Below are 18,034 nucleotides of genomic sequence, written 5' to 3'. Positions count from 1 at the left end.
CATTACGGTGCCAGCCGCAAACCCGTTGCGAATCCACCAACCCCGAGAGCGCGCATGAAACACTATTCCGCCTTTGCCGTCGCCCGCGAAGCCCTGCGTTACCACATGGGGTGGGAGCGCGCCTGGGCCTCGCCCGAGCCGAAGAAGAAATACGATGTCATTATCGTGGGCGCGGGCGGGCACGGTCTGGCCACCGCCTATTACCTCGGCAAGAATTTCGGCATCACCAATGTCGCGATTTTGGAGAAGGGCTGGCTTGGCGGCGGCAATACGGGGCGCAACACCACGATCATCCGCTCCAACTACCTGCAGGACCCCTCGGCGGCGATCTATGAGAAATCCCGCTCGCTCTACGAGACGCTGAGCCAGGATTTCAACTACAACATCATGTATTCGCCCCGCGGCGTGATCATGCTGGCGCAGACCGAGCACGAGGTGCGCGGCTATCAGCGCACAGCGCATGCCAACGCCCTGCAAGGCGTGACCACCGAATTCATCTCGCCTCAGCGGGTCAAGGAAATCGTCCCGATCATCAATCTCGACGGGCCGCGCTATCCGGTCCTCGGCGGCCTCTGGCAGGCGCGCGCGGGCACCGCGCGGCATGACGCTGTGGCCTGGGGCTATGCGCGGGCCTGCTCGGCCATGGGCATGCACATCATCCAGAAATGCGAAGTCACCGGCATCAGCCGCGAGGGCAGCAAGGTCACCGGTGTCACCACCAATCGCGGCGACATCGCCTGTGACAAGCTGGGGCTGGTCGTGGCCGGTCACTCGGGTCACCTCGCCGATATGGCGGGCTTTCGCCTGCCGATCGAATCCGTCGCCCTTCAGGCGCTGGTTTCCGAGCCGATCAAGCCCTGCATGGATTGCGTCGTCATGGCCAACACCGTGCATGGCTACATGAGCCAGTCCGACAAGGGCGAGATGGTGATCGGCGGCGGCACCGACGGCTATAACAACTACACGCAGCGCGGTTCCTTCCACCATGCCGAGGAAACCGTGCGCGCGCTGGTCGAGACCTTCCCGATGGTCGCGCGCCTCAAGATGCTGCGCCAGTGGGGCGGGATCGTGGACGTGACTGGCGACCGCTCGCCGATACTCAGCAAGACCCCCGTCGATGGCATCTTCATCAATTGCGGCTGGGGCACGGGCGGCTTCAAGGCCATCCCCGGCTCCGGCTGGGGCTTTGCCGAACTGATGGCCAAGGGCCACTCCCCGCTCTGCGACGAGTTCGGCCTCGACCGCTTCTATCAGGGCCGGTTCATTGATGAATCCGTCGCCGCTGGCGTCGCCCACTAAGGAGGACTTGACCCATGCTGATCCTCACCTGCCCCTGCTGCGGCGTTACGGGCGAAGAGACCGAATTCCATCAAGGCGGCGAGGCGCATCTCAAGCGTTTCGGCCCCGGTACGTCAGATGACGAGTTTCACACCTACATGTTCGCCAAGGAAAACCCCAAGGGCGTGCATTTCGAGCGTTGGCGGCACAATAACGGCTGCGGCAAGTGGTTCCATGCGGCGCGTGATACCGTGACGCTGGAGGTCTACGGCACGTACCCCGCGCAGACGCTGGAGCCGCCGCAGAATATCCGCGACGCGATCACCGCCAAGCGCCCCGGCTGGACATGGCGGGAATTCGCATGACCCTTCATCTTGCCAAAAATATCCACACCACAACGCCCGCCCGCCGGGCCCGAGGGTTCAAGACATGAGCACACGTCTGGCCAAGACCGGTCGCCTCGTCGATCACAGCCGCGCCATCGAGTTCACCTTCAACGGCAAGCGCCTCAAGGGCCATCCCGGCGACACGCTCGCCTCTGCGCTGCTGGCCAATGACCAGATGCTGGTGGGCCGGTCGTTCAAATACCACCGCCCGCGCGGCATCGTGGCCTCGGGCGCGGAAGAGCCGAATGCGCTTGTCGGTCTGGGCGAGGGCACCCGGTTCGAGCCCAATCAGCGCGTCACCACGACCGAGCTCTTTGACGGGCTGACCTGCATCAGCCAGAACCATTGGCCGAGCCTCGATTTCGATATCGGCGCGGTCAATACGCATCTGTCGCGCTTCCTGCCTGCGGGCTTTTACTACAAGATGTTCATCCATCCCCGCCCGTTCTGGAAACATGTCTACGAGCCGTTCATCCGTCAGTCGGCGGGTCTGGGCAAGGCGTCCAATCCCGGCGATCCGGACCGGTATGAGCATTTCTACTACTTCTGCGATGTGCTTGTCGTGGGCGGCGGCGTGGCCGGGTTGCAAGCCGCTGTGACTGCGGCAGAGGCCGGCTCAAAGGTCATGCTGATCGAGCAGACCGCCCATTGGGGTGGCCGCGCGCCGGTCGATGGGGGCGAGGTGGACGGCCAGCCGGTCGCGGACTGGGTCGACGCGACCATTGCAAAACTGCAAGGCATGCCCAATGTTACCCTGCGCAGCCGGTGCATGGGTGCAGGGGTTTACGATCACGGCTATGCCTTGGGGTATGAGCGCGTCGCCGATCACACCCCCGGCAGTGACGCGCCCCGCCACCGCCTCTGGCGCATCCGCGCGGGGCAGATCGTCACCGCCACCGGCGCCATCGAGCGGCCCTTGAGCTTTGCGGGCAATGACATTCCCGGTGTCATGCTCGCCTCGGCGGTGCGCGATTACGCGGTTGATTTCGGGGTCTCTATCGGTGACCGCACCGTGGTTGTCACCAACAATGACGATGCCTATCGCACCGCCATCACGCTCAAGCAGCTTGGCCTTGAAATTCCCGTCATCCTCGACGCCCGTCAATCGGGCGGCGGTGCCTTGGCGGATGAGGCGCGCGCCCTCGGCATCCGCGTCGAAAACGGCAAGGGCATTGCCAAGGTCAAGGGCGGCAAGCGCGTCGAAGGCGTGGCGATCTGTGCGCAGGCGGGCGAAGGCGCGGTGCTGGAAGAGATCAAGTGCGACGCGGTCGCGATGTCCGGCGGCTGGTCGCCGGTGGTGCATCTGTGGTCGCATTGCGGCGGCAAGCTGATCTGGGACGAGGCGCATGCGCATTTCCGTCCCGACCCAGCCAACCCGCCCAAGGGCGCCAAGGGCGAGGGTTTCGTGATCCCCGCAGGGGCCGCCAATGGCGCGGGCGATCTGGCCAGCGTTCTAAGCGACGCGCATGCCGCAGGGCAGGCGGCGGCCAAGGCCATGGGCCAAAAGCCCAAGGGCATGGCCCCTGAAGCCAGCACCTCGGAGGAGGCTCCGATGCAGCCCGTCTGGCTGATGCCGCAGGGCGCGGGCATCAAGCTGCGGATGAAATCCTGGCTTGATTACCAGAACGACGTGAAGGTGTCTGACGTGCAATTGGCGGCGCGCGAGGGCTATGAGAGCGTCGAACACGCCAAGCGCTACACCACGCTCGGCATGGCCACGGATCAGGGCAAGCTGAGCAATATCAACGGCTTGGCGATCCTGTCGGATGCGCTGAACCAGCCCATTCCGCAGACCGGTACCACCACCTTCCGCCCGCCCTACACGCCGATTTCGCTCTCATCCATCGCGGGCGAGGCCAAGGGCGAGATCTTTCAGCCAATTCGCAAGACCCCGATGCATGGCTGGCACGAGGCCAATGGCGCCGATTTCGAGCCGGTCGGCCAGTGGCGTCGCCCCTATTGCTTCCCCAAGGGCGAAGAGGGCCGTCACGAGGCCGTCAACCGCGAGATCAAGCAGACCCGGGCCAGCCTTGCGCTGCTCGACGCCTCCACCCTTGGCAAGATCATCGTCAAGGGCGCGGATGCGGGCCGCTTCATGGACATGCTCTACACCAACATGATGAGCACGCTGAAGCCGGGGCGCTGCCGCTATGGGCTCATGTGCAACGAGAACGGCTTTCTGATGGATGACGGCGTGGTTGCGCGGCTGGATGAGGACACGTTCCTTGTCCACACCACCACCGGCGGCGCGGAATCGATCCATGGCCATATGGAAGACTGGCTGCAATGCGAATGGTGGGACTGGAAGGTCTATACCGCCAACGTCACCGAGCAATATGCGCAGGTGGGCGTTGCCGGGCCGTACTCGCGCAAGGTGATCGAAAAGCTGACCGAGGACGATATCAGCGCCGACGCGCTGACCTTCATGGGCTGGAAAGAGATCACGGTCGCGGGCATCCCCGCGCGCGTGTTCCGCATCTCCTTTGCCGGTGAACTGAGTTTCGAGCTTTCGGTGCCTGCAAGCCATGGTCGCGCCCTTTGGGACGCGCTGCTGGAGGCGGGCGAGGAATACGGCGTCATGCCCTACGGCACCGAGGCGATGCATGTCATGCGCGCCGAGAAGGGGTTCATCATGATCGGGGACGAGACGGATGGCACGGTCATCCCGCAGGACCTGAACATGGATTGGGCCATCTCGAAGAAGAAAGAGGATTACCTCGGCAAGCGCGCGCAGGAGCGCAGCCACATGGCTGATCCAAACCGCTGGAAGCTTGTGGGGCTGGAAACGCTGGATGGCTCGGTCCTGCCGGATGGCGCCTATGCCACGGCAGCGGGCACCAACGCCAACGGTCAGCGCAACACCCAAGGGCGCGTGACCTCCACCTACCACTCGCCCACGCTCGGGCGTGGCATCGCCATGGGGCTGGTCCACAATGGCCTTGATCGCATGGGCGAGGTGCTGGAGTTTCCCAAGGTCGACGGCGGTATCGTCAAGGCGAAGATCGTCGATCAGGTATTTTACGACAAGGACGGGGAGAAGCAGAATGTCTGAGGTCGTCACCCCCCTGAACGGGGCCCGCTTTGAAGGGCTCGCAACCATCGCGGATGCGGGCCTGACCGGCATGATCACCCTGCGTGGCGATCTGTCCTCCGCCGAGGTCAAGGCCGCCGTGCAAAAGGCCGTGGGCCTCGACGTTCCTGCACAGCGTCAGGCGCTGAGCGGGCAGGGGACGGCCGTGCTCTGGATGTCGCCGGACGAGCTCTTGCTGATCTGCGCCTATTACGGGGTGGCCGAGACGATTGCCACTCTGGAGGCGGCGCTCAAGGGCCAGCATTTCCTCGCCGTCAACGTCTCGGACGCGCGCACCTACATGCAGCTCTCGGGTGCGGGGGCGCGCGAGGTGCTGGCCAAGCTTTGCCCGGTGGACCTCTCCGAGGCGGCCTTCACCCCCGGCATGTTCCGGCGTACCCGCATGGCGCAGGTGCCCGCCGCGTTCTGGCTGGATGAGGATGGCACCTTCCACCTCATCTGCTTCCGCTCGGTGGCCGACTATGCCTTCAACCTGCTGAAAACCGCCGCCCTGCCGGGCGGTGAGGTGGATATCTACGGCTGAACCCCGGCAATCCCGACAGAAAAACTCCGACCCGCAGGGTTGACCTTTGCCCAATCCGCCCACCATGTAAGGGCATCGGATTTCAACACCAACGAACAGGGGGCATACCCATGGCTTTCGAACTTCCCGACCTTCCGTATTCGCACGATGCGCTCGCCGATCACGGCATGAGCCGCGAGACGCTGGAATACCACCACGACATCCACCACAAGGCCTATGTCGACAACGGCAACAAGGCCGTCGCTGGCACCGAGTGGGAGGGCAAGTCGGCTGAAGAGATCATCAAGGGCACCTATGATCCCAAGGCTGTCGCGCAGTCGGGCATCTTCAACAACGCCTCGCAATACTGGAACCACAATCAGTTCTGGGAGATGATGGCGCCGGGCGGCACCGGCATGCCGGGCGAGCTGGAAAAGGCGATTACCGAAAGCTTCGGCTCGTTCGACAAGTTCAAGGAAGATTTCGCCGCCGCAGGGGCCGGTCAGTTCGGCTCTGGCTGGGCGTGGCTTGTGAAGGACACCGATGGCGCGCTGAAAGTGACCAAGACCGAGAACGGCGTGAACCCGCTCTGCTTTGGTCAGACGGCTCTTCTGGGCTGTGACGTTTGGGAGCATTCCTACTACATTGATTTCCGCAACAAGCGTCCGGCTTATCTGCAGAACTTCCTCGACAATCTGGTGAACTGGGAAAACGTCGCCTCGCGCATGTGATCCCGTGTCTGACGCGATCGCGGAAGGCCCGCCAATTTGGCGGGCCTTTTTGTTGCGTGTCACTGAATAGATCTCTGATCCGACTTGGTTTTCTGACGGAACCTGGAGCCCTTCCACACGTTTTCCCTACGAAGCCAAGTACAAAGGAGGTGCCCTATGGCCGACCGCGCGAAATCAACCGATGGCAGCCGGGAAACCGAAGAGATCCTCGGCGAAAAAACCGAAAACATGAGAAAGTCGCCTTCCGCTGCGGGCCGTGCAGGAGGCGAGATCGCCCGTAAAATAGGAACCCGTGACGAGAAGAAGCGCCACGACGAGACCTCGGCGGGTAAGACCCGTGAGACCGCGCAGGATCAGAACGAGAGCGGCGACAAGGAGAAGATGTAATGGCTGTTCTGACAAACGGCACATGGGTGTTGATCGCGGATGGGGAAAAGGCGCTCTTCCTGCGCAATTCCGTCGATGCGATCTCGCCCGCGCTTGATGTCGTGCGTAAGGACGATCAGGAAAACCCGTCCGATTACGACCAGTCAGCCAACCGTCCCGGGCGCAAGCGAGACACCGGGATCGGGCAAAGTTCGGCAATGGACGATACCGACTGGCACGAACTCGCCAAGGAGCGGTTTGCGCACGAACTCTCCGAGATGCTCTACAAATACGCGCATCGCGGCGCGTTCGAGCGGATCGTGCTGGTCGCCGCGCCGCATGTTCTGGGCGACCTGCGTCAGACCCTGCACAAGGAGGTGCAAGACAAGGTTGTGTCCGAGATCCCGAAAGATCTCACCCACCATCCCCTCGACAAGGTCGAACAGATGCTGAAAGCCGAGCTTGACCCCAAGCTCTGAACCATTAGCGCGCCGTTCTCTGGCATGAAACCGGCGTGCAATCTGCATCCCTTCGACGCTTTCGCCTTGCCCCCGCCCGCTGCTTGCGGCAGCACAGTGGCAGGGCGGAACAAGGGGCAGGGCCATTATGCGCGAGGAGACCAAAGGCATCATCGCGATGGTCGCAACCTGCACGGTCTGGGGCCTTTCGGGCATTTATTACAAGCTGCTGGATCACATCCCGCCCATCGAAATCCTCGCGCATCGCACGCTGTGGTCTTGCGTGTTCTTCGCCTTCGTTCTGCTGATCCAAGGGCGGATTTCCGTTCTGGGGCAGGCGCTTGCGGGGCGAAAGTCGATTCTGCTGATCGGTTTTGCGGCGCTGATGATCTCGACCAACTGGTTCGTTTTCATCACCTCCATTCAGATTGGGCGCGCGATGGAGGCCTCACTGGGCTACTACATTTTCCCGCTGGTGGCGGTGCTTCTGGGGGCGATTGCCTTTCGTGAACGTCTGGGAAAGGCGCAGCTTTTCGCCGTGGCCCTTGCGCTCTGCGCGGTCGTGACCCTGACGTGGGGGCTTGGCGTTCCGCCTTGGATCGCGCTGATCCTCGCGTCAAGCTTCGGCCTCTATGGCCTTGTGAAAAAGGGACTTTCTGTCGGTCCCGTGGTCTCAGTCACGGCCGAGGTTCTGCTGCTTTCACCGATTGCGCTGACGGTTTTGTGGTATTTTCATTCCGACGGACATGGGGCATTCGCTGTCAATTGGCGTGACAGCCTGCTCCTGATGTTTTCCGGCATCCTTACCGGCACGCCACTGATCATGTTCAGCTATGCCACCAAGCGCGTTACCTTGGCCACGGTCGGGCTGGTGCAATACCTGAACCCCACCCTGCAATTCCTTGTCGCAACACTGATTTTCCAGGAGGCATTCAGCTTCTGGCACGCCGTGGCCTTCGCGATGATCTGGACCGCGCTCGCGATCTACACCACCGCGAGTCTGCGTCAGGACAGGGCGGCGCGCAGGGCGATCCTCAAATCCTGAACAGTTTCAACAGGCTGAACAAAGCCCCTTAGGCTGTCTGCGGCGAAATCCTCGGCGATCACGTGATCCAGAATTTGCATGAGAGGCGTCCAATACTCTTCTGTATTCAATAAATAAATCGGCTTGTCATGCAGGCCGAGCTGGCGCCATGTGAGAACCTCGAAAAACTCGTCCAGCGACCCCGCGCCGCCGGGCAGGACAACGATGGCGTCGCAATTCATGAACATCACCTTTTTGCGTTCATGCATGGTTTCGGTCACGACATATTGCGTCAGGTCGCGCTTGCCGACCTCCAGACGCACCAGATGCGCAGGGATCACGCCAAAGGTCTTGCCGCCCGCCTTTTGCGCCGCCCGCGCCGTGGCCCCCATCAGCCCGACATCCCCCGCGCCGTAAACCAGCCGCCAGCCGTTCTCGGCCAGCATCTTGCCGGTGTCGGTCGCGGCCTGCATATATGTGGGGCGCTTGCCCGGACGTGCGCCGCAAAAGACACAGACGGATCGTTCTGACATGGGATCACTCCGGGCTGAAACGGGTTGCTTTGACCCGTGATAGCCTTGTTGCTATGCTCCGACAACCGGGCGTGGTGCCACGGCAGGGGATGTTGAAAAAAGATGAGCAAATTCGCCGGTTTACGGGCTGGGCCTGCTGCGGGTGCCGTTGCTCTGGCGGTGGCGGCCCTGGTCGCCGCGGGGATCTATATATATCGCGGCGATAGACCGGGTGCGGAGGTGGCACAGCCCACGGAGCCCGCAACCGAAGCGGAGCAAGTGTCGGAGCCGGTCAGCGCGCCATCCACCCAAGAGGCGCAGGCGGAGCCCGACACGCCTGACATGCCTGACATGCCCGCACCGCCGGCAATCGACACGTTTCGGCTGGAGCCGGATGGCCAGATGGTGGTCGCCGGTCGTGCCGCACCCGGCTGGGATGTCTCGATCCTTATCGACGACGAAGACATCGGCATCGCGGCCCCGGACGGTGCCGGGAAATTCGTCCAGTTTTTCGATCTTCCGCAAAGCTCGCAACCTCGGGTCCTGACGTTGAGCATGCGCTCTGCGACGGATGGCACGGAGGTCAGATCCGCAGACGAAATCCTGATCGCGCCGAGGCCGGAGCCCGAGTTGTTCGCGCCCGAAGTGAGCGAGGCCGCCGCACCTGACGTGACCGATGCCGTCGCGCCAGAGGGTGGCCAGCCGGCTACGGCGGATGGGGTTGAGACGATAGCAGCGCCCGATGCCGCGCCCGCAGACACGCCTGCCGTGGCCCCGGCGGAGCAAAGTGCCGACGCGCCTGATGGCACGACACCGCCCGAGCCGCAGCAACCCACGGTGTTGCTCTCCAATGAAAGCGGTGTGCGCGTGCTGCAATCCCCGCAGAAGCGCACGCCGGAGGTGATGTCGTCGGTCGCGCTCGATGCGATCACCTATTCCGAGGCGGGAGAGGTGCAGTTGTCAGGGCGAGGGCGTGGCGAGGGGTTCGTCAGGATTTACCTTGATAACCAGCCGATTACGACCTCCCGGATCGAAGAGGATGGCGGGTGGCAAAGCGCGCTGCCGGATGTGGATACCGGCGTCTACACCCTGCGCGTGGACGAGGTCAGCGAGGCGGGCGAGGTCACGTCGCGCGTCGAAACCCCCTTCAAGCGCGAAGATGAGGCCATTCTCGCCACCCGGGACCCCGATCCTGCTGCGCCGCGTCTCGACGTCGTCACGGTGCAGCCCGGCTCGACCCTGTGGGCGATCTCGCGCGAGACATATGGCGAGGGGATTCTCTATGTGCGGGTGTTCGAGGCCAATCGCGACCGTATTCGTGACCCCGATCTGATCTATCCGGGGCAGGTGTTCGAACTGCCCGAGTGAGCGCGGGCTGGTCATTGGAGGATACGGGGACTATCTGTGCCCCTCGACCCGATGAAAGGCCCCAATCTCCATGCGCACATCCCGCGTGACATCCTCCGAGGCGTCAAGCAGCGGCTGGATCACCATCCGGCGCGTCGCGCCCTACCTGTGGCCCGAGGGGCAGCCCTGGGTCAAACGGCGGGTGGTGATCGCGCTGCTGCTGCTGGTCGCGGCCAAGCTCGTGTCGGTCGGCACGCCGTTCTTTTACAAGGCCGCGGTTGATGCCCTTGCGGGCGAGGGTCAGGAGGCGGCCTGGATGCTGGGGGCGGGGGCCATCGGGCTGACCGTCGCCTATGGCATGGCGCGGCTGATGAATGTGGGCTTTCAGCAATTGCGCGATGCGGTCTTTGCCCGGGTGGCGCAGCGTGCGCTGCGGGCGCTCGCCTTGCAGACCTTCCGGCATATCCACGCCATGTCGATGCGCTATCACATCACGCGCAAGACCGGCGGGCTGAGCCGGATCATCGAGCGCGGGGTCAAGGGCGTCGATTTCCTGCTGCGATTCCTGCTGTTCTCGATCGCGCCACTGGTGCTGGAACTGCTGCTTGTCGGCATCATCCTGTGGACGCTCTTCGACATCTGGTATCTGGTCGTGGTTGCGGCTGTCATTGCCGCCTACACGGCCTTCACCTTCAAGGTGACCGAGTGGCGCGTGCGGCTGCGGCGCGAAATGAACGATCAGGACACCGACGCCAATCAAAAGGCGATCGACAGTTTGCTGAATTACGAGACGGTCAAGTATTTCGGCGCTGAACAACGCGAGGCTGAGCGCTATGACGCGGCGATGGCGGGCTATGAGCGCGCCGCGTTGCAGACGGCGCAGTCGCTGGCCTTTCTGAATTTCGGGCAATCCTTGCTGATCACCGGCGGGCTGATCATCGTCATGGTGATGGCGGCCATGGGGGTGCAGGATGGCAGCATGACGGTTGGCGATTTCGTGATGGTCAACGCCTACATGATCCAGATCACCATGCCGCTGAACTTTCTCGGCACGGTCTATCGCGAGATCAGGCAAGCCCTGGTCGATATGGGCGAAATGTTCGAAATGTTGGAGAAAAATCCGGACGTGGCCGAAAAACCGGATGCCCATGCTCTGAACGTGACGGGCGCCGCCATCACATTCGATGCGGTCGAATTCGGGTATGATCCCGCGCGCCCGATTCTCAAGGGCGTGTCGCTCGATGTGGGGCCGGGTCAGACCCTGGCGGTGGTGGGGCCCTCGGGCTCGGGCAAGTCGACCATCGGGCGTCTGCTCTTTCGGTTCTACGACGTGCAGGCCGGGGCGGTGCGCATCGACGGGCAGGATGTGCGCGACGTGACCCAGGACAGTCTGCACGCCACCATCGGCGTGGTGCCGCAGGATACCGTTCTTTTCAACGACACGATCGGCTATAATATCGCCTACGGGCGCGACGGGGTCAGTCAGGACGAGGTCGAGGAGGCGGCGCGAGCGGCGCAGATTCATGACTTCATCGCGAGCCTGCCCGAAGGCTACGCGACACAGGTGGGCGAGCGCGGGCTGAAGTTGTCGGGGGGTGAAAAACAGCGCGTCGGCATCGCGCGTACCCTGCTGAAAAACCCGCCGATCCTGCTGCTGGACGAGGCGACGAGCGCGCTTGATACGCAGACTGAAGGCGAGATTCAGGAGGCGCTCGCACGTGCAGCAGAGGGGCGCACCGTGATCATGATCGCGCACCGCCTGTCGACGGTCGCGGGGGCCGACAGGATTGTGGTTCTGGATCAGGGCGTTGTCGTCGAGGAGGGCACGCATTCCGACCTTCTGGCGCGGCAGGGCCGGTATGCCGCGTTATGGCAGCGGCAGGCGTCGGGGCAGGACGAGGCGGCGGCGTGAATCCTGTCACAGCGCGGTTACGTTTGCCTCCTATATCGCTATCTAGATATGCTGCGATATAGCAGGCTTGCCAGCCGCCGAACACGATATATAGTGGCATAGAGGTGAGGGGAATTCCGCCTTGCCGCTTGGGACCGGGGGCCGCAAGAAGGGCAGTTCAGACGATGGACGGGGATTTCAGAACCGAATTTGTAAGAGAGCCCGCCGCGCTGCGGCATTTCCCGGCTCTGGTGCTCAACGCGGACTACCGTCCGCTGTCCTACTATCCGCTCTCGCTCTGGACGTGGCAGGAGGCGGTGAAGGCGGCCTGGTCGGACCGGGTGGATATCGTGGCCGAATATGACCACTGGGTGCGCAGTCCGAGTACCGAAATACGGATACCCTCGGTCATCGTCCTCAGAGACTTTGTGAAACCTCAAAAGCGCGTGGCCTTCACGCGCTTTAATTTATTCTTGAGGGACGAGTTTCGCTGTCAGTATTGCGGGGCCAAGGGTGATTTGACCTTTGATCACGTGGTGCCGCGCGCCCGCGGTGGCGTGACAAGCTGGGAGAATGTCGTGGCCGCCTGTAGCCCATGCAACCTGCGCAAGGGCTCGCGCAGCCTGCGGCAGGTCGGCATGAGCCTGCGCAAGCCGCCACGTCCGCCGGGGGCCGAGCAATTGCGCAACATGGGGCGTAAATTTCCGCCCAACCACCTGCATGAAAGCTGGCTGGATTTTCTCTACTGGGATGCCGAACTGGAGGCGTGAGCCGCTCTGGAGTTTGGCTTGACGGGAAAATGGCCTATTCTCCTGACGAGGATAATTAAATTGCGCGGGCATGCTCCCGCTAAAGTCAGGACGCCATCCCAATGTGCCAGATCTGTAGTGCCGCGTCGGCGCAAGGAACACTCGATCATTGTCTTTGTGGGTCGCCGCAGACCCAAGCCGCCTTTGCCCGCATCGAGGCCGATTTGCGGCGGCGCGAGATGCTGGGCGGTATGGCGGCGGTCTTGGGGCTGTTCGCCGGATTTGGCCTTGGACCGGAGCCAGCCCATGGTCAGGGCGCGGGACAGCCGCTATTGCTCACCAACCTTCGCTATTTCGATGGCAGCCGCCTTGCCATGCAGGACGGGCGCGACATCCTGATCAAGGGGGGACGTATCGCAGCGATTCTGCACGCCGGTCAGGGGCCGGAGGAGGCCCGGCGCATTGATTGCGGGGGCCGAGCGGTGATTCCCGGTCTTATAGATTCGCACTGGCACAGCACCCTCGTGGGGGTGACGCAGCTTCAGGCGATGAGCGCTGATATCGGTTTCGTGCATCTGATGGCCGGGCAGCAGGCGCAGGCGACGCTGATGCGCGGCTTTACCACCGTGCGCGACACAGGCGGGCCGGCCTTTGGCCTGAAGCTGGCGATTGATCGCGGGGTAGTGCCGGGGCCGCGCATTCTGGCCTCGGGCGCGATGATCTCGCAGACCTCGGGGCATGGCGATTTCCGGATGGTGGGCGATTTGCCCCGAGCTGATGGCGACCTGCACTATATCGAGAAAGCCGGAGTGGCGGCGATTGCCGACGGGCGGGCAGAGGTATTGCGGCGCGCGCGCGAGCAGTTGATGAAAGGGGCGAGCCAGATCAAGATCATGGCGGGGGGCGGTGTCACCTCGCTCTACGATCCGCTCGAAAGCCTGCAATTCACCGAAGACGAGATGCGCGCCGCCGTCGAAGCGGCCGCCGATTGGGGCACGTATGTCTGCGCCCATGTCTATACGGCGAAAGGGATTCAGCGGTGTTTGCGTGCGGGCGTCAAATCCATCGAGCACGGACAGCTTGCCGATCTGGAAACCGCGCGCATGATGCGCGACGAGGGGGCGTGGTGGTCGATCCAGCCGTTTCTTGCCGATGAGGATGCCAACCCCAAATCCGACCCGCGCCAGCAGGCCAAGGCTGATGAGGTCGCCACCGGCACGGTGCAAGCCTTCGACATGGGCCGGGCCGAGGGCGTCAATATGGCCTTTGGCACCGATGTTTTGATGAACCCGGCGGGGGCTGAGACCCAGGGGCGCCAACTGGCCAAGCTCACGCGCTTCATGGACCCGCTGGAGGCGCTGCGTATGGCGACGGGGGCGGCGGGTGAGCTATTGGCGTTGTCGGGCGCGCTTGCATCTTACGAAGGGCGGCTTGGCGTGATCGAAGAGGGGGCGCTGGCCGATCTTCTGGTTGTTGCGGGCGATCCCGAGGCGGGGCTCGACTGGCTGGATACACCGGATCAGAGTCTTGCGCTGATTATGAAAGACGGAGCGATCGTGAAGGAGGCGCTGTGATGACACGGCGGTTGATCATGTCCTGCGCCGTCGCGCTCAGCCTCGTGTCGCCTGCGATGGCGCAGGATCGGGTGTTTCAGGTCACCCCTTATATTTGGGGCACGGGCGTCGGTGGGACCGTTACGCCGGTCGCGGGTGGGCCATCGTTGCGATTCGAGGAAGGGCTGTCAGAGGTGCTGGAGGATCTCGACAGCGCGTTTTTCCTTTCGGGGTTTTTCCGTCATGACCGGTTCGTGGCGATCGGCGACTACTCCACCTCGCGCAGTTCGCGCGGCGGGGTCGTGCCCGGTTTGGGGTTGCCCGTGCGTGGACGGTTGGAGCAGTCCTCGCTGACGCTGGCGGCAGGATACCGGGCGCTTGATCAAGAGAGAGCCAACGTTGATTACCTTGTCGGCCTCCGGCATTGGGACATTGACGCACGCGCCACCACACCCGTACCGGGGCTGGCGCGTGGCCTTTCGGTGAGCTTCACCGACCCGATTCTGGCGGCACGTACGAATATACGCTTGTCGGACCGCTGGTCGGTGATTGGGTATGCCGATATCGGTGGCTTCGGCGTCGGCTCAGACCTGACGTCGCAGCTTTTCGCGACGGTTAACTGGCAGGCGCGTGAGCAGCTTTTCCTCTCGGCAGGCTACCGGATCTCTATGTCGATTACGACAAGTCAGGAGCCGGTTTCGAGGGGAGTTTCTCGGGTCCGATCCTGGGACTGAGCCTGCAATTCTGAGGCGCATGAAAAAGGTGCCTCAACCGGGGCTGGGCACCTTTCAGCGATTTTCGGCAGGTCAGCCCTGCTTGGCATCCGCAGGTTTTGCGGCGGGCTGTTGGGCCGGGGCCTGTGCCTGCGTCTGCGCCGGTTTGGCGGCGGATTTGTTGCCCGAGAGCGGATCGTCCTGGCGCTGCACCGAGCCTTCGAAATGTGCGCCGCTCTCGATCGCGATGGTCTTGTGGATGATGTCACCCTCGACCCGGGCGGTGGAGGTGAGTCGCACCTTGAGACCGCGCACGCGGCCGACGATGCGGCCATTGATCACCACGTCGTCGGCGATCACCTCGCCCTTGATCGTGGCACCTTCGCCGATGGTCAGCAAATGCGCGCGAATATCGCCCTCGATCGTGCCCTCGACCTGGATATCGCCGGTAGTCTTGAGGTTGCCGGTGATGTGCAGGTCGGTTGACAGAACCGAGGCGGGCGGCTTGGCCTTGGGGGCCTGGGCCTTGAACTCGCCGGTGTTGCTGTCGGGGCGCGCGCTGTCGAGACGGTTCTCGGAGCTTGCCGGTTTGCTCTCGGCGGGTTTCTGCGCGGGTTCGTTGATCTTGCTCTTAGAAAACATTTTTCGCTGCCTTGATGTAGGTCATGGGGTTGACGGCCTTGCCGTCCACGCGGACTTCGTAGTGCAGATGGGTGCCGGTGGACCGTCCTGTGTTGCCCATATCACCAATTCTATCTCCGCGCGAGACCCTTTGACCGGGCTGCACGCGGATTCGGGACATATGGGCATAGCGGGTCTCGATACCGAAGGCATGGTCGATCTTCACGAGCCGACCATAGCCCGACTGCCAGCCCGCGTGGCCGACGACGCCGTCAGCCGTGGCATAGATGGGTGTGCCGTGCGGTGCCGCGAAATCTGTGCCCGCATGCAGGCGGCCCCACCGCATTCCGTAGCCCGAGGTGAAGCGGAAGCCGCTTTTGACGGGCAGGGCGAAGGGGGCTTTTTCGGCGGCGAGCCGGTAGAGGTTAAGCTCGTCGAGTCGGCCCAGGATGCGGTTGGCACGTTCAGCATCGGGCGAAAGCGTTTCGCCGCGCGTCGAGAAGGAGGCGGGCATCAGCGGACCGCCCTGACCGGAATAGCCCCGGCGTACCGTGTCGAGCAGCCGGTCGGTATTGAGCCCGGCTGCGCGGAACATTTTGTCGAGCGGTTCGACAGAGATCGCCATCGCGTCTTCGAGCTGGCTGAAAATCTGGTCGTTCTGGTCCTGCAAAAGCCGCAGTTCATAGGCCATTTCGTCGGCCCGGACGAGCGCCTCCTGCGCATCGGCAATGGTCTGGTCGCGCGCCTCGGCGGCGTCGGCGAGGGCGGCGGACAGGAAGTTCACCGTGCTGTCACCCGTCGCGCTGCCGTTCTCGCCGGGGGCCTGGGCACCGCCTGCATCGAGCGCGTTGGCCAGGCGTTCTGCTTCTTGCTGTGCGTCTTCGCGCTCGGTCATGGTGCGGCGCAGCGTGGCCTGGATAACCTCGATGCCGGTTTCCAGCTCCTGCCGCCGGGTTTCGGAGGCGAGAAGTTCGGACTGCATGATGGAAATCTGTTCGAGTGCGAAGCTGAACCGTTCCTGCGCGGCAAGCGCCTCTTGCGCGCGCTTGTCACGTTCGTCGGCGAGCGCGTTGAGACGCATTTCATAGGTCTGCAACTCGCGCTTGGCCTGTTCGCGGAAATTTCCCGCCCCGATCGAATCCATCACCAGCACCGAGGTCGCGATGATCGCCCATGCGACAATGGCCGCCGCGCCGCCACAGGCAATGAGCTGTGTCGCGGGGCCAAGCCGGATGAAGCGTGTGTCGGTATCGGAACGCAGAAAGACCCGTCTTTCGGGAAAGTAGCGCTCCAGGAGTGAATGAAGTCTTATGCCCAGTCGTGTTCGCACGCGGTCTTTGTCCCTAATTGCCCGTCCAGTTCGCGGCGTTCTTGATGCCTGAAAGCGACGCCTTGGGCCATTGCTTAGCCAGTGGGCAAACCTTGGGCAAGAAATTTGACCAAATCGGGGGGTATCTGGGCCGTTTCCCGCCAAGTTGGCGGAAAATCGCCTATATTCGGCGGCCTGTCTCAACCGAGCGTTGTGGCGCTCTCGGCCAGAGGCCAGTAGAAGTCCGGGGGTAGCCCGGCCTCGGCGCGCTTTTCCTCGTTGAAGGGCGGCTTGAGCGCACCGTGGAAATAGCGCCGGACCAGATCGTGAAACACCTCCTTGGGATCGAGATCGTGGCGGCCACAGAGGAAATGGAACCACTTGGAGCCATAGGCGACGTGATGCACTTCTTCGGCGTAGATTACCTGCATCGCGTCGACCGCACGGGTGGCACCTGCGCGCTCGAAAATCGCGATCATGCCGGGGGTGACGTCGAGACCGCGCGCCTCGAGAACCATCGGCACCACGGCAAGGCGGCCGATCAGGTCATCGGCGGTATCCTCGGCGGCGCGCCACATGCCGGCATGGGCGGGCAGGGCCCCATAGTGGCTGCCCATTTCCTCAAGGCAATCACATATCAGGTTGAAATGCTTGGATTCCTCATCCGCAGATTTTACCCAGTCATCGTAGAATCCCATGGGCATCGGTGTGTCGGTGAACCGCGCGATGATGTCCCAGTGCAGGTCAACGGCGTTCAGTTCGATATGCGCGACCGCGTGCAGCATGGCGATGCGCCCCTTGTCCGAGCCGGGGCGGCGGCGGGGCACCTCGCGCGGGTCAAGCAGTTCGGGCCGGTCGGGGCGCGCCGGTTGCGATGGTGGTGCGGCATGGCCGAGGGGAATGTCGCGGCCCGCCGCGCGCGCGGCGAACCACGCGGCCGCATGGGTCCGCGACAGCGCCGTCTTGGCGCGCCCGTCGGCTGTGCTCAGCACTTCGACGGCCATCTCTGCAAGGGTCTTGGCACTCACAATGCGCGCACCGCGTCGAGCACCTCTTCGGCATGACCGGGCACCTTCACCTTGCGCCATTCGCGCGCGATGCGGCCCTCGCCGTCGATCAGGAAGGTCGAGCGTTCGATGCCCATGAATTTCTTGCCATACATGCTCTTTTCCTTCCAGACGCCGAACGCCTCGCAGACCTCGCTGTCGGCATCCGACAGCAGCGGCACCGTGAGCCCGTGCTTGTCGCGGAATTTGTCGTGGCTGGCAACGCTGTCCTTGGAAATGCCCATAACGACGGCACCAGCGGCCTCGAACTCGGCCTGCAGGCCGGAAAAGCCGACCGCCTCCTTGGTGCAGCCCGAGGTGTCATCGCGCGGATAGAAGAACAGCACCACAGCGTGCGGGCGAAGGGTAGAGAGGGTCACGCTTTCGCCGCCATCGCGCGGCAGGGTGAAATCGGGGGCGGAGGTGTCGGACATTTGCTTTCCCTTTGATGAAAAAT

At 63.1% G+C, this 18,034-nt stretch carries 18 protein-coding genes; 13 read left to right on the top strand and 5 right to left on the bottom strand.

Annotation, left to right across the window (positions count from 1 at the left end; genetic code table 11):
• The first annotated feature begins 54 nt into the window (after positions 1-54).
• The 8 genes from RID11_RS08410 (at position 55) to rarD (ending at position 7,857) form a co-directional block, all read left to right on the top strand.
• On the top strand, positions 55-1,299 hold the full coding sequence (locus tag RID11_RS08410) for a sarcosine oxidase subunit beta family protein (RefSeq protein WP_350137544.1): 1,245 nt from the start codon (positions 55-57) through the stop codon (positions 1,297-1,299).
• Positions 1,300-1,313: 14 nt separating this feature from the next.
• A complete protein-coding gene (locus RID11_RS08405) occupies positions 1,314-1,643 on the top strand; it encodes a sarcosine oxidase subunit delta (protein WP_350137541.1) in 330 nt (109 codons plus the stop codon).
• Between the two features lie 64 nt (positions 1,644-1,707).
• The gene (locus tag RID11_RS08400; RefSeq protein WP_350137539.1) at positions 1,708-4,716 is read left to right on the top strand and encodes a sarcosine oxidase subunit alpha family protein; all 3,009 of its coding nucleotides are present in this window, start codon (positions 1,708-1,710) and stop codon (positions 4,714-4,716) included.
• Positions 4,709-5,278, top strand: coding sequence for a sarcosine oxidase subunit gamma (locus RID11_RS08395; protein ID WP_350137536.1), 570 nt, complete (start codon positions 4,709-4,711; stop codon positions 5,276-5,278). The genes RID11_RS08400 and RID11_RS08395 overlap by 8 nt, the downstream gene beginning before the upstream one ends.
• A gap of 110 nt (positions 5,279-5,388) precedes the next feature.
• Positions 5,389-5,988 (top strand): superoxide dismutase, encoded by a 600-nt coding sequence (locus RID11_RS08390; protein WP_350137533.1) that lies wholly within the window; start codon positions 5,389-5,391, stop codon positions 5,986-5,988.
• Between the two features lie 156 nt (positions 5,989-6,144).
• Positions 6,145-6,375 carry a hypothetical protein gene (locus RID11_RS08385; protein WP_350137530.1) on the top strand — a complete coding sequence of 77 codons (231 nt, stop codon included), beginning with the start codon at positions 6,145-6,147 and terminating at the stop codon, positions 6,373-6,375.
• Positions 6,375-6,833 (top strand): baeRF12 domain-containing protein, encoded by a 459-nt coding sequence (locus tag RID11_RS08380; RefSeq protein WP_350137527.1) that lies wholly within the window; start codon positions 6,375-6,377, stop codon positions 6,831-6,833. Before RID11_RS08385 ends, RID11_RS08380 begins: the two co-directional genes overlap by 1 nt.
• Positions 6,834-6,960: 127 nt before the next feature.
• On the top strand, positions 6,961-7,857 hold the full coding sequence (rarD, locus tag RID11_RS08375) for an EamA family transporter RarD (RefSeq protein ID WP_350137525.1): 897 nt from the start codon (positions 6,961-6,963) through the stop codon (positions 7,855-7,857).
• Here rarD and RID11_RS08370 read toward each other — a convergent pair.
• Entirely contained in the window at positions 7,818-8,369 is a 552-nt protein-coding gene (locus RID11_RS08370) for an LOG family protein (RefSeq protein ID WP_350137523.1), read from the bottom strand. The two genes, rarD and RID11_RS08370, sit on opposite strands and share 40 nt — an antisense overlap.
• Positions 8,370-8,471: 102 nt before the next feature.
• On the opposite strand from RID11_RS08370, the gene RID11_RS08365 reads away from it, so the two are divergent.
• The 5 genes from RID11_RS08365 (at position 8,472) to RID11_RS08345 (ending at position 14,622) form a co-directional block, all read left to right on the top strand.
• Positions 8,472-9,716, top strand: coding sequence for a LysM peptidoglycan-binding domain-containing protein (locus RID11_RS08365; protein ID WP_350137520.1), 1,245 nt, complete (start codon positions 8,472-8,474; stop codon positions 9,714-9,716).
• Positions 9,717-9,786: 70 nt separating this feature from the next.
• Positions 9,787-11,607 carry an ABCB family ABC transporter ATP-binding protein/permease gene (locus RID11_RS08360; protein ID WP_350137518.1) on the top strand — a complete coding sequence of 607 codons (1,821 nt, stop codon included), beginning with the start codon at positions 9,787-9,789 and terminating at the stop codon, positions 11,605-11,607.
• Between the two features lie 164 nt (positions 11,608-11,771).
• Positions 11,772-12,356, top strand: a complete 585-nt coding sequence (locus tag RID11_RS08355) for an HNH endonuclease (protein WP_350137517.1) — start codon at positions 11,772-11,774, stop codon at positions 12,354-12,356.
• Between the two features lie 101 nt (positions 12,357-12,457).
• Positions 12,458-13,909, top strand: a complete 1,452-nt coding sequence (locus RID11_RS08350) for a metal-dependent hydrolase family protein (RefSeq protein WP_350137515.1) — start codon at positions 12,458-12,460, stop codon at positions 13,907-13,909.
• Complete coding sequence (locus RID11_RS08345; RefSeq protein WP_350137513.1) at positions 13,909-14,622, top strand: hypothetical protein; 714 nt, start codon at positions 13,909-13,911, stop codon at positions 14,620-14,622. The genes RID11_RS08350 and RID11_RS08345 overlap by 1 nt, the downstream gene beginning before the upstream one ends.
• Before the next feature lie 72 nt (positions 14,623-14,694).
• Here the strand turns inward: RID11_RS08345 and RID11_RS08340 are convergent, their stop codons facing one another.
• From RID11_RS08340 to RID11_RS08325, 4 genes are all read right to left on the bottom strand, one after another.
• Positions 14,695-15,243 carry a bactofilin family protein gene (locus tag RID11_RS08340; protein ID WP_350137510.1) on the bottom strand — a complete coding sequence of 183 codons (549 nt, stop codon included), beginning with the start codon at positions 15,241-15,243 and terminating at the stop codon, positions 14,695-14,697.
• Positions 15,233-16,552, bottom strand: coding sequence for a DUF5930 domain-containing protein (locus RID11_RS08335; protein WP_350137508.1), 1,320 nt, complete (start codon positions 16,550-16,552; stop codon positions 15,233-15,235). Before RID11_RS08335 ends, RID11_RS08340 begins: the two co-directional genes overlap by 11 nt.
• Before the next feature lie 179 nt (positions 16,553-16,731).
• Positions 16,732-17,535, bottom strand: a complete 804-nt coding sequence (locus RID11_RS08330) for a ferritin-like domain-containing protein (protein ID WP_350137779.1) — start codon at positions 17,533-17,535, stop codon at positions 16,732-16,734.
• A gap of 20 nt (positions 17,536-17,555) precedes the next feature.
• The gene (locus tag RID11_RS08325; protein WP_350137506.1) at positions 17,556-18,011 is read right to left on the bottom strand and encodes a peroxiredoxin; all 456 of its coding nucleotides are present in this window, start codon (positions 18,009-18,011) and stop codon (positions 17,556-17,558) included.
• Between the last annotated feature and the right edge of the window lie 23 nt (positions 18,012-18,034).

It is taken from the genome of Roseovarius sp. (assembly GCF_040219995.1).
Taxonomy (GTDB): domain Bacteria; phylum Pseudomonadota; class Alphaproteobacteria; order Rhodobacterales; family Rhodobacteraceae; genus Roseovarius.
This window is presented reverse-complemented; position numbering and strand designations above follow the sequence as displayed.

Bases quoted from the DNA above. Each gene is read 5' to 3' on its own strand.
- RID11_RS08410 (WP_350137544.1), top strand. From the start codon at position 55: ATGAAACACTATTCCGCCTTTGCCGTCGCCCGCGAAGCCCTGCGTTAC.
- RID11_RS08405 (WP_350137541.1), top strand. From the start codon at position 1,314: ATGCTGATCCTCACCTGCCCCTGCTGCGGCGTTACGGGCGAAGAGACC.
- RID11_RS08400 (WP_350137539.1), top strand. From the start codon at position 1,708: ATGAGCACACGTCTGGCCAAGACCGGTCGCCTCGTCGATCACAGCCGC.
- RID11_RS08395 (WP_350137536.1), top strand. From the start codon at position 4,709: ATGTCTGAGGTCGTCACCCCCCTGAACGGGGCCCGCTTTGAAGGGCTC.
- RID11_RS08390 (WP_350137533.1), top strand. From the start codon at position 5,389: ATGGCTTTCGAACTTCCCGACCTTCCGTATTCGCACGATGCGCTCGCC.
- RID11_RS08385 (WP_350137530.1), top strand. From the start codon at position 6,145: ATGGCCGACCGCGCGAAATCAACCGATGGCAGCCGGGAAACCGAAGAG.
- RID11_RS08380 (WP_350137527.1), top strand. From the start codon at position 6,375: ATGGCTGTTCTGACAAACGGCACATGGGTGTTGATCGCGGATGGGGAA.
- rarD (WP_350137525.1), top strand. From the start codon at position 6,961: ATGCGCGAGGAGACCAAAGGCATCATCGCGATGGTCGCAACCTGCACG.
- RID11_RS08370 (WP_350137523.1), bottom strand. From the start codon at position 8,369: ATGTCAGAACGATCCGTCTGTGTCTTTTGCGGCGCACGTCCGGGCAAG.
- RID11_RS08365 (WP_350137520.1), top strand. From the start codon at position 8,472: ATGAGCAAATTCGCCGGTTTACGGGCTGGGCCTGCTGCGGGTGCCGTT.
- RID11_RS08360 (WP_350137518.1), top strand. From the start codon at position 9,787: ATGCGCACATCCCGCGTGACATCCTCCGAGGCGTCAAGCAGCGGCTGG.
- RID11_RS08355 (WP_350137517.1), top strand. From the start codon at position 11,772: ATGGACGGGGATTTCAGAACCGAATTTGTAAGAGAGCCCGCCGCGCTG.
- RID11_RS08350 (WP_350137515.1), top strand. From the start codon at position 12,458: ATGTGCCAGATCTGTAGTGCCGCGTCGGCGCAAGGAACACTCGATCAT.
- RID11_RS08345 (WP_350137513.1), top strand. From the start codon at position 13,909: ATGACACGGCGGTTGATCATGTCCTGCGCCGTCGCGCTCAGCCTCGTG.
- RID11_RS08340 (WP_350137510.1), bottom strand. From the start codon at position 15,243: ATGTTTTCTAAGAGCAAGATCAACGAACCCGCGCAGAAACCCGCCGAG.
- RID11_RS08330 (WP_350137779.1), bottom strand. From the start codon at position 17,535: ATGGCCGTCGAAGTGCTGAGCACAGCCGACGGGCGCGCCAAGACGGCG.
- RID11_RS08325 (WP_350137506.1), bottom strand. From the start codon at position 18,011: ATGTCCGACACCTCCGCCCCCGATTTCACCCTGCCGCGCGATGGCGGC.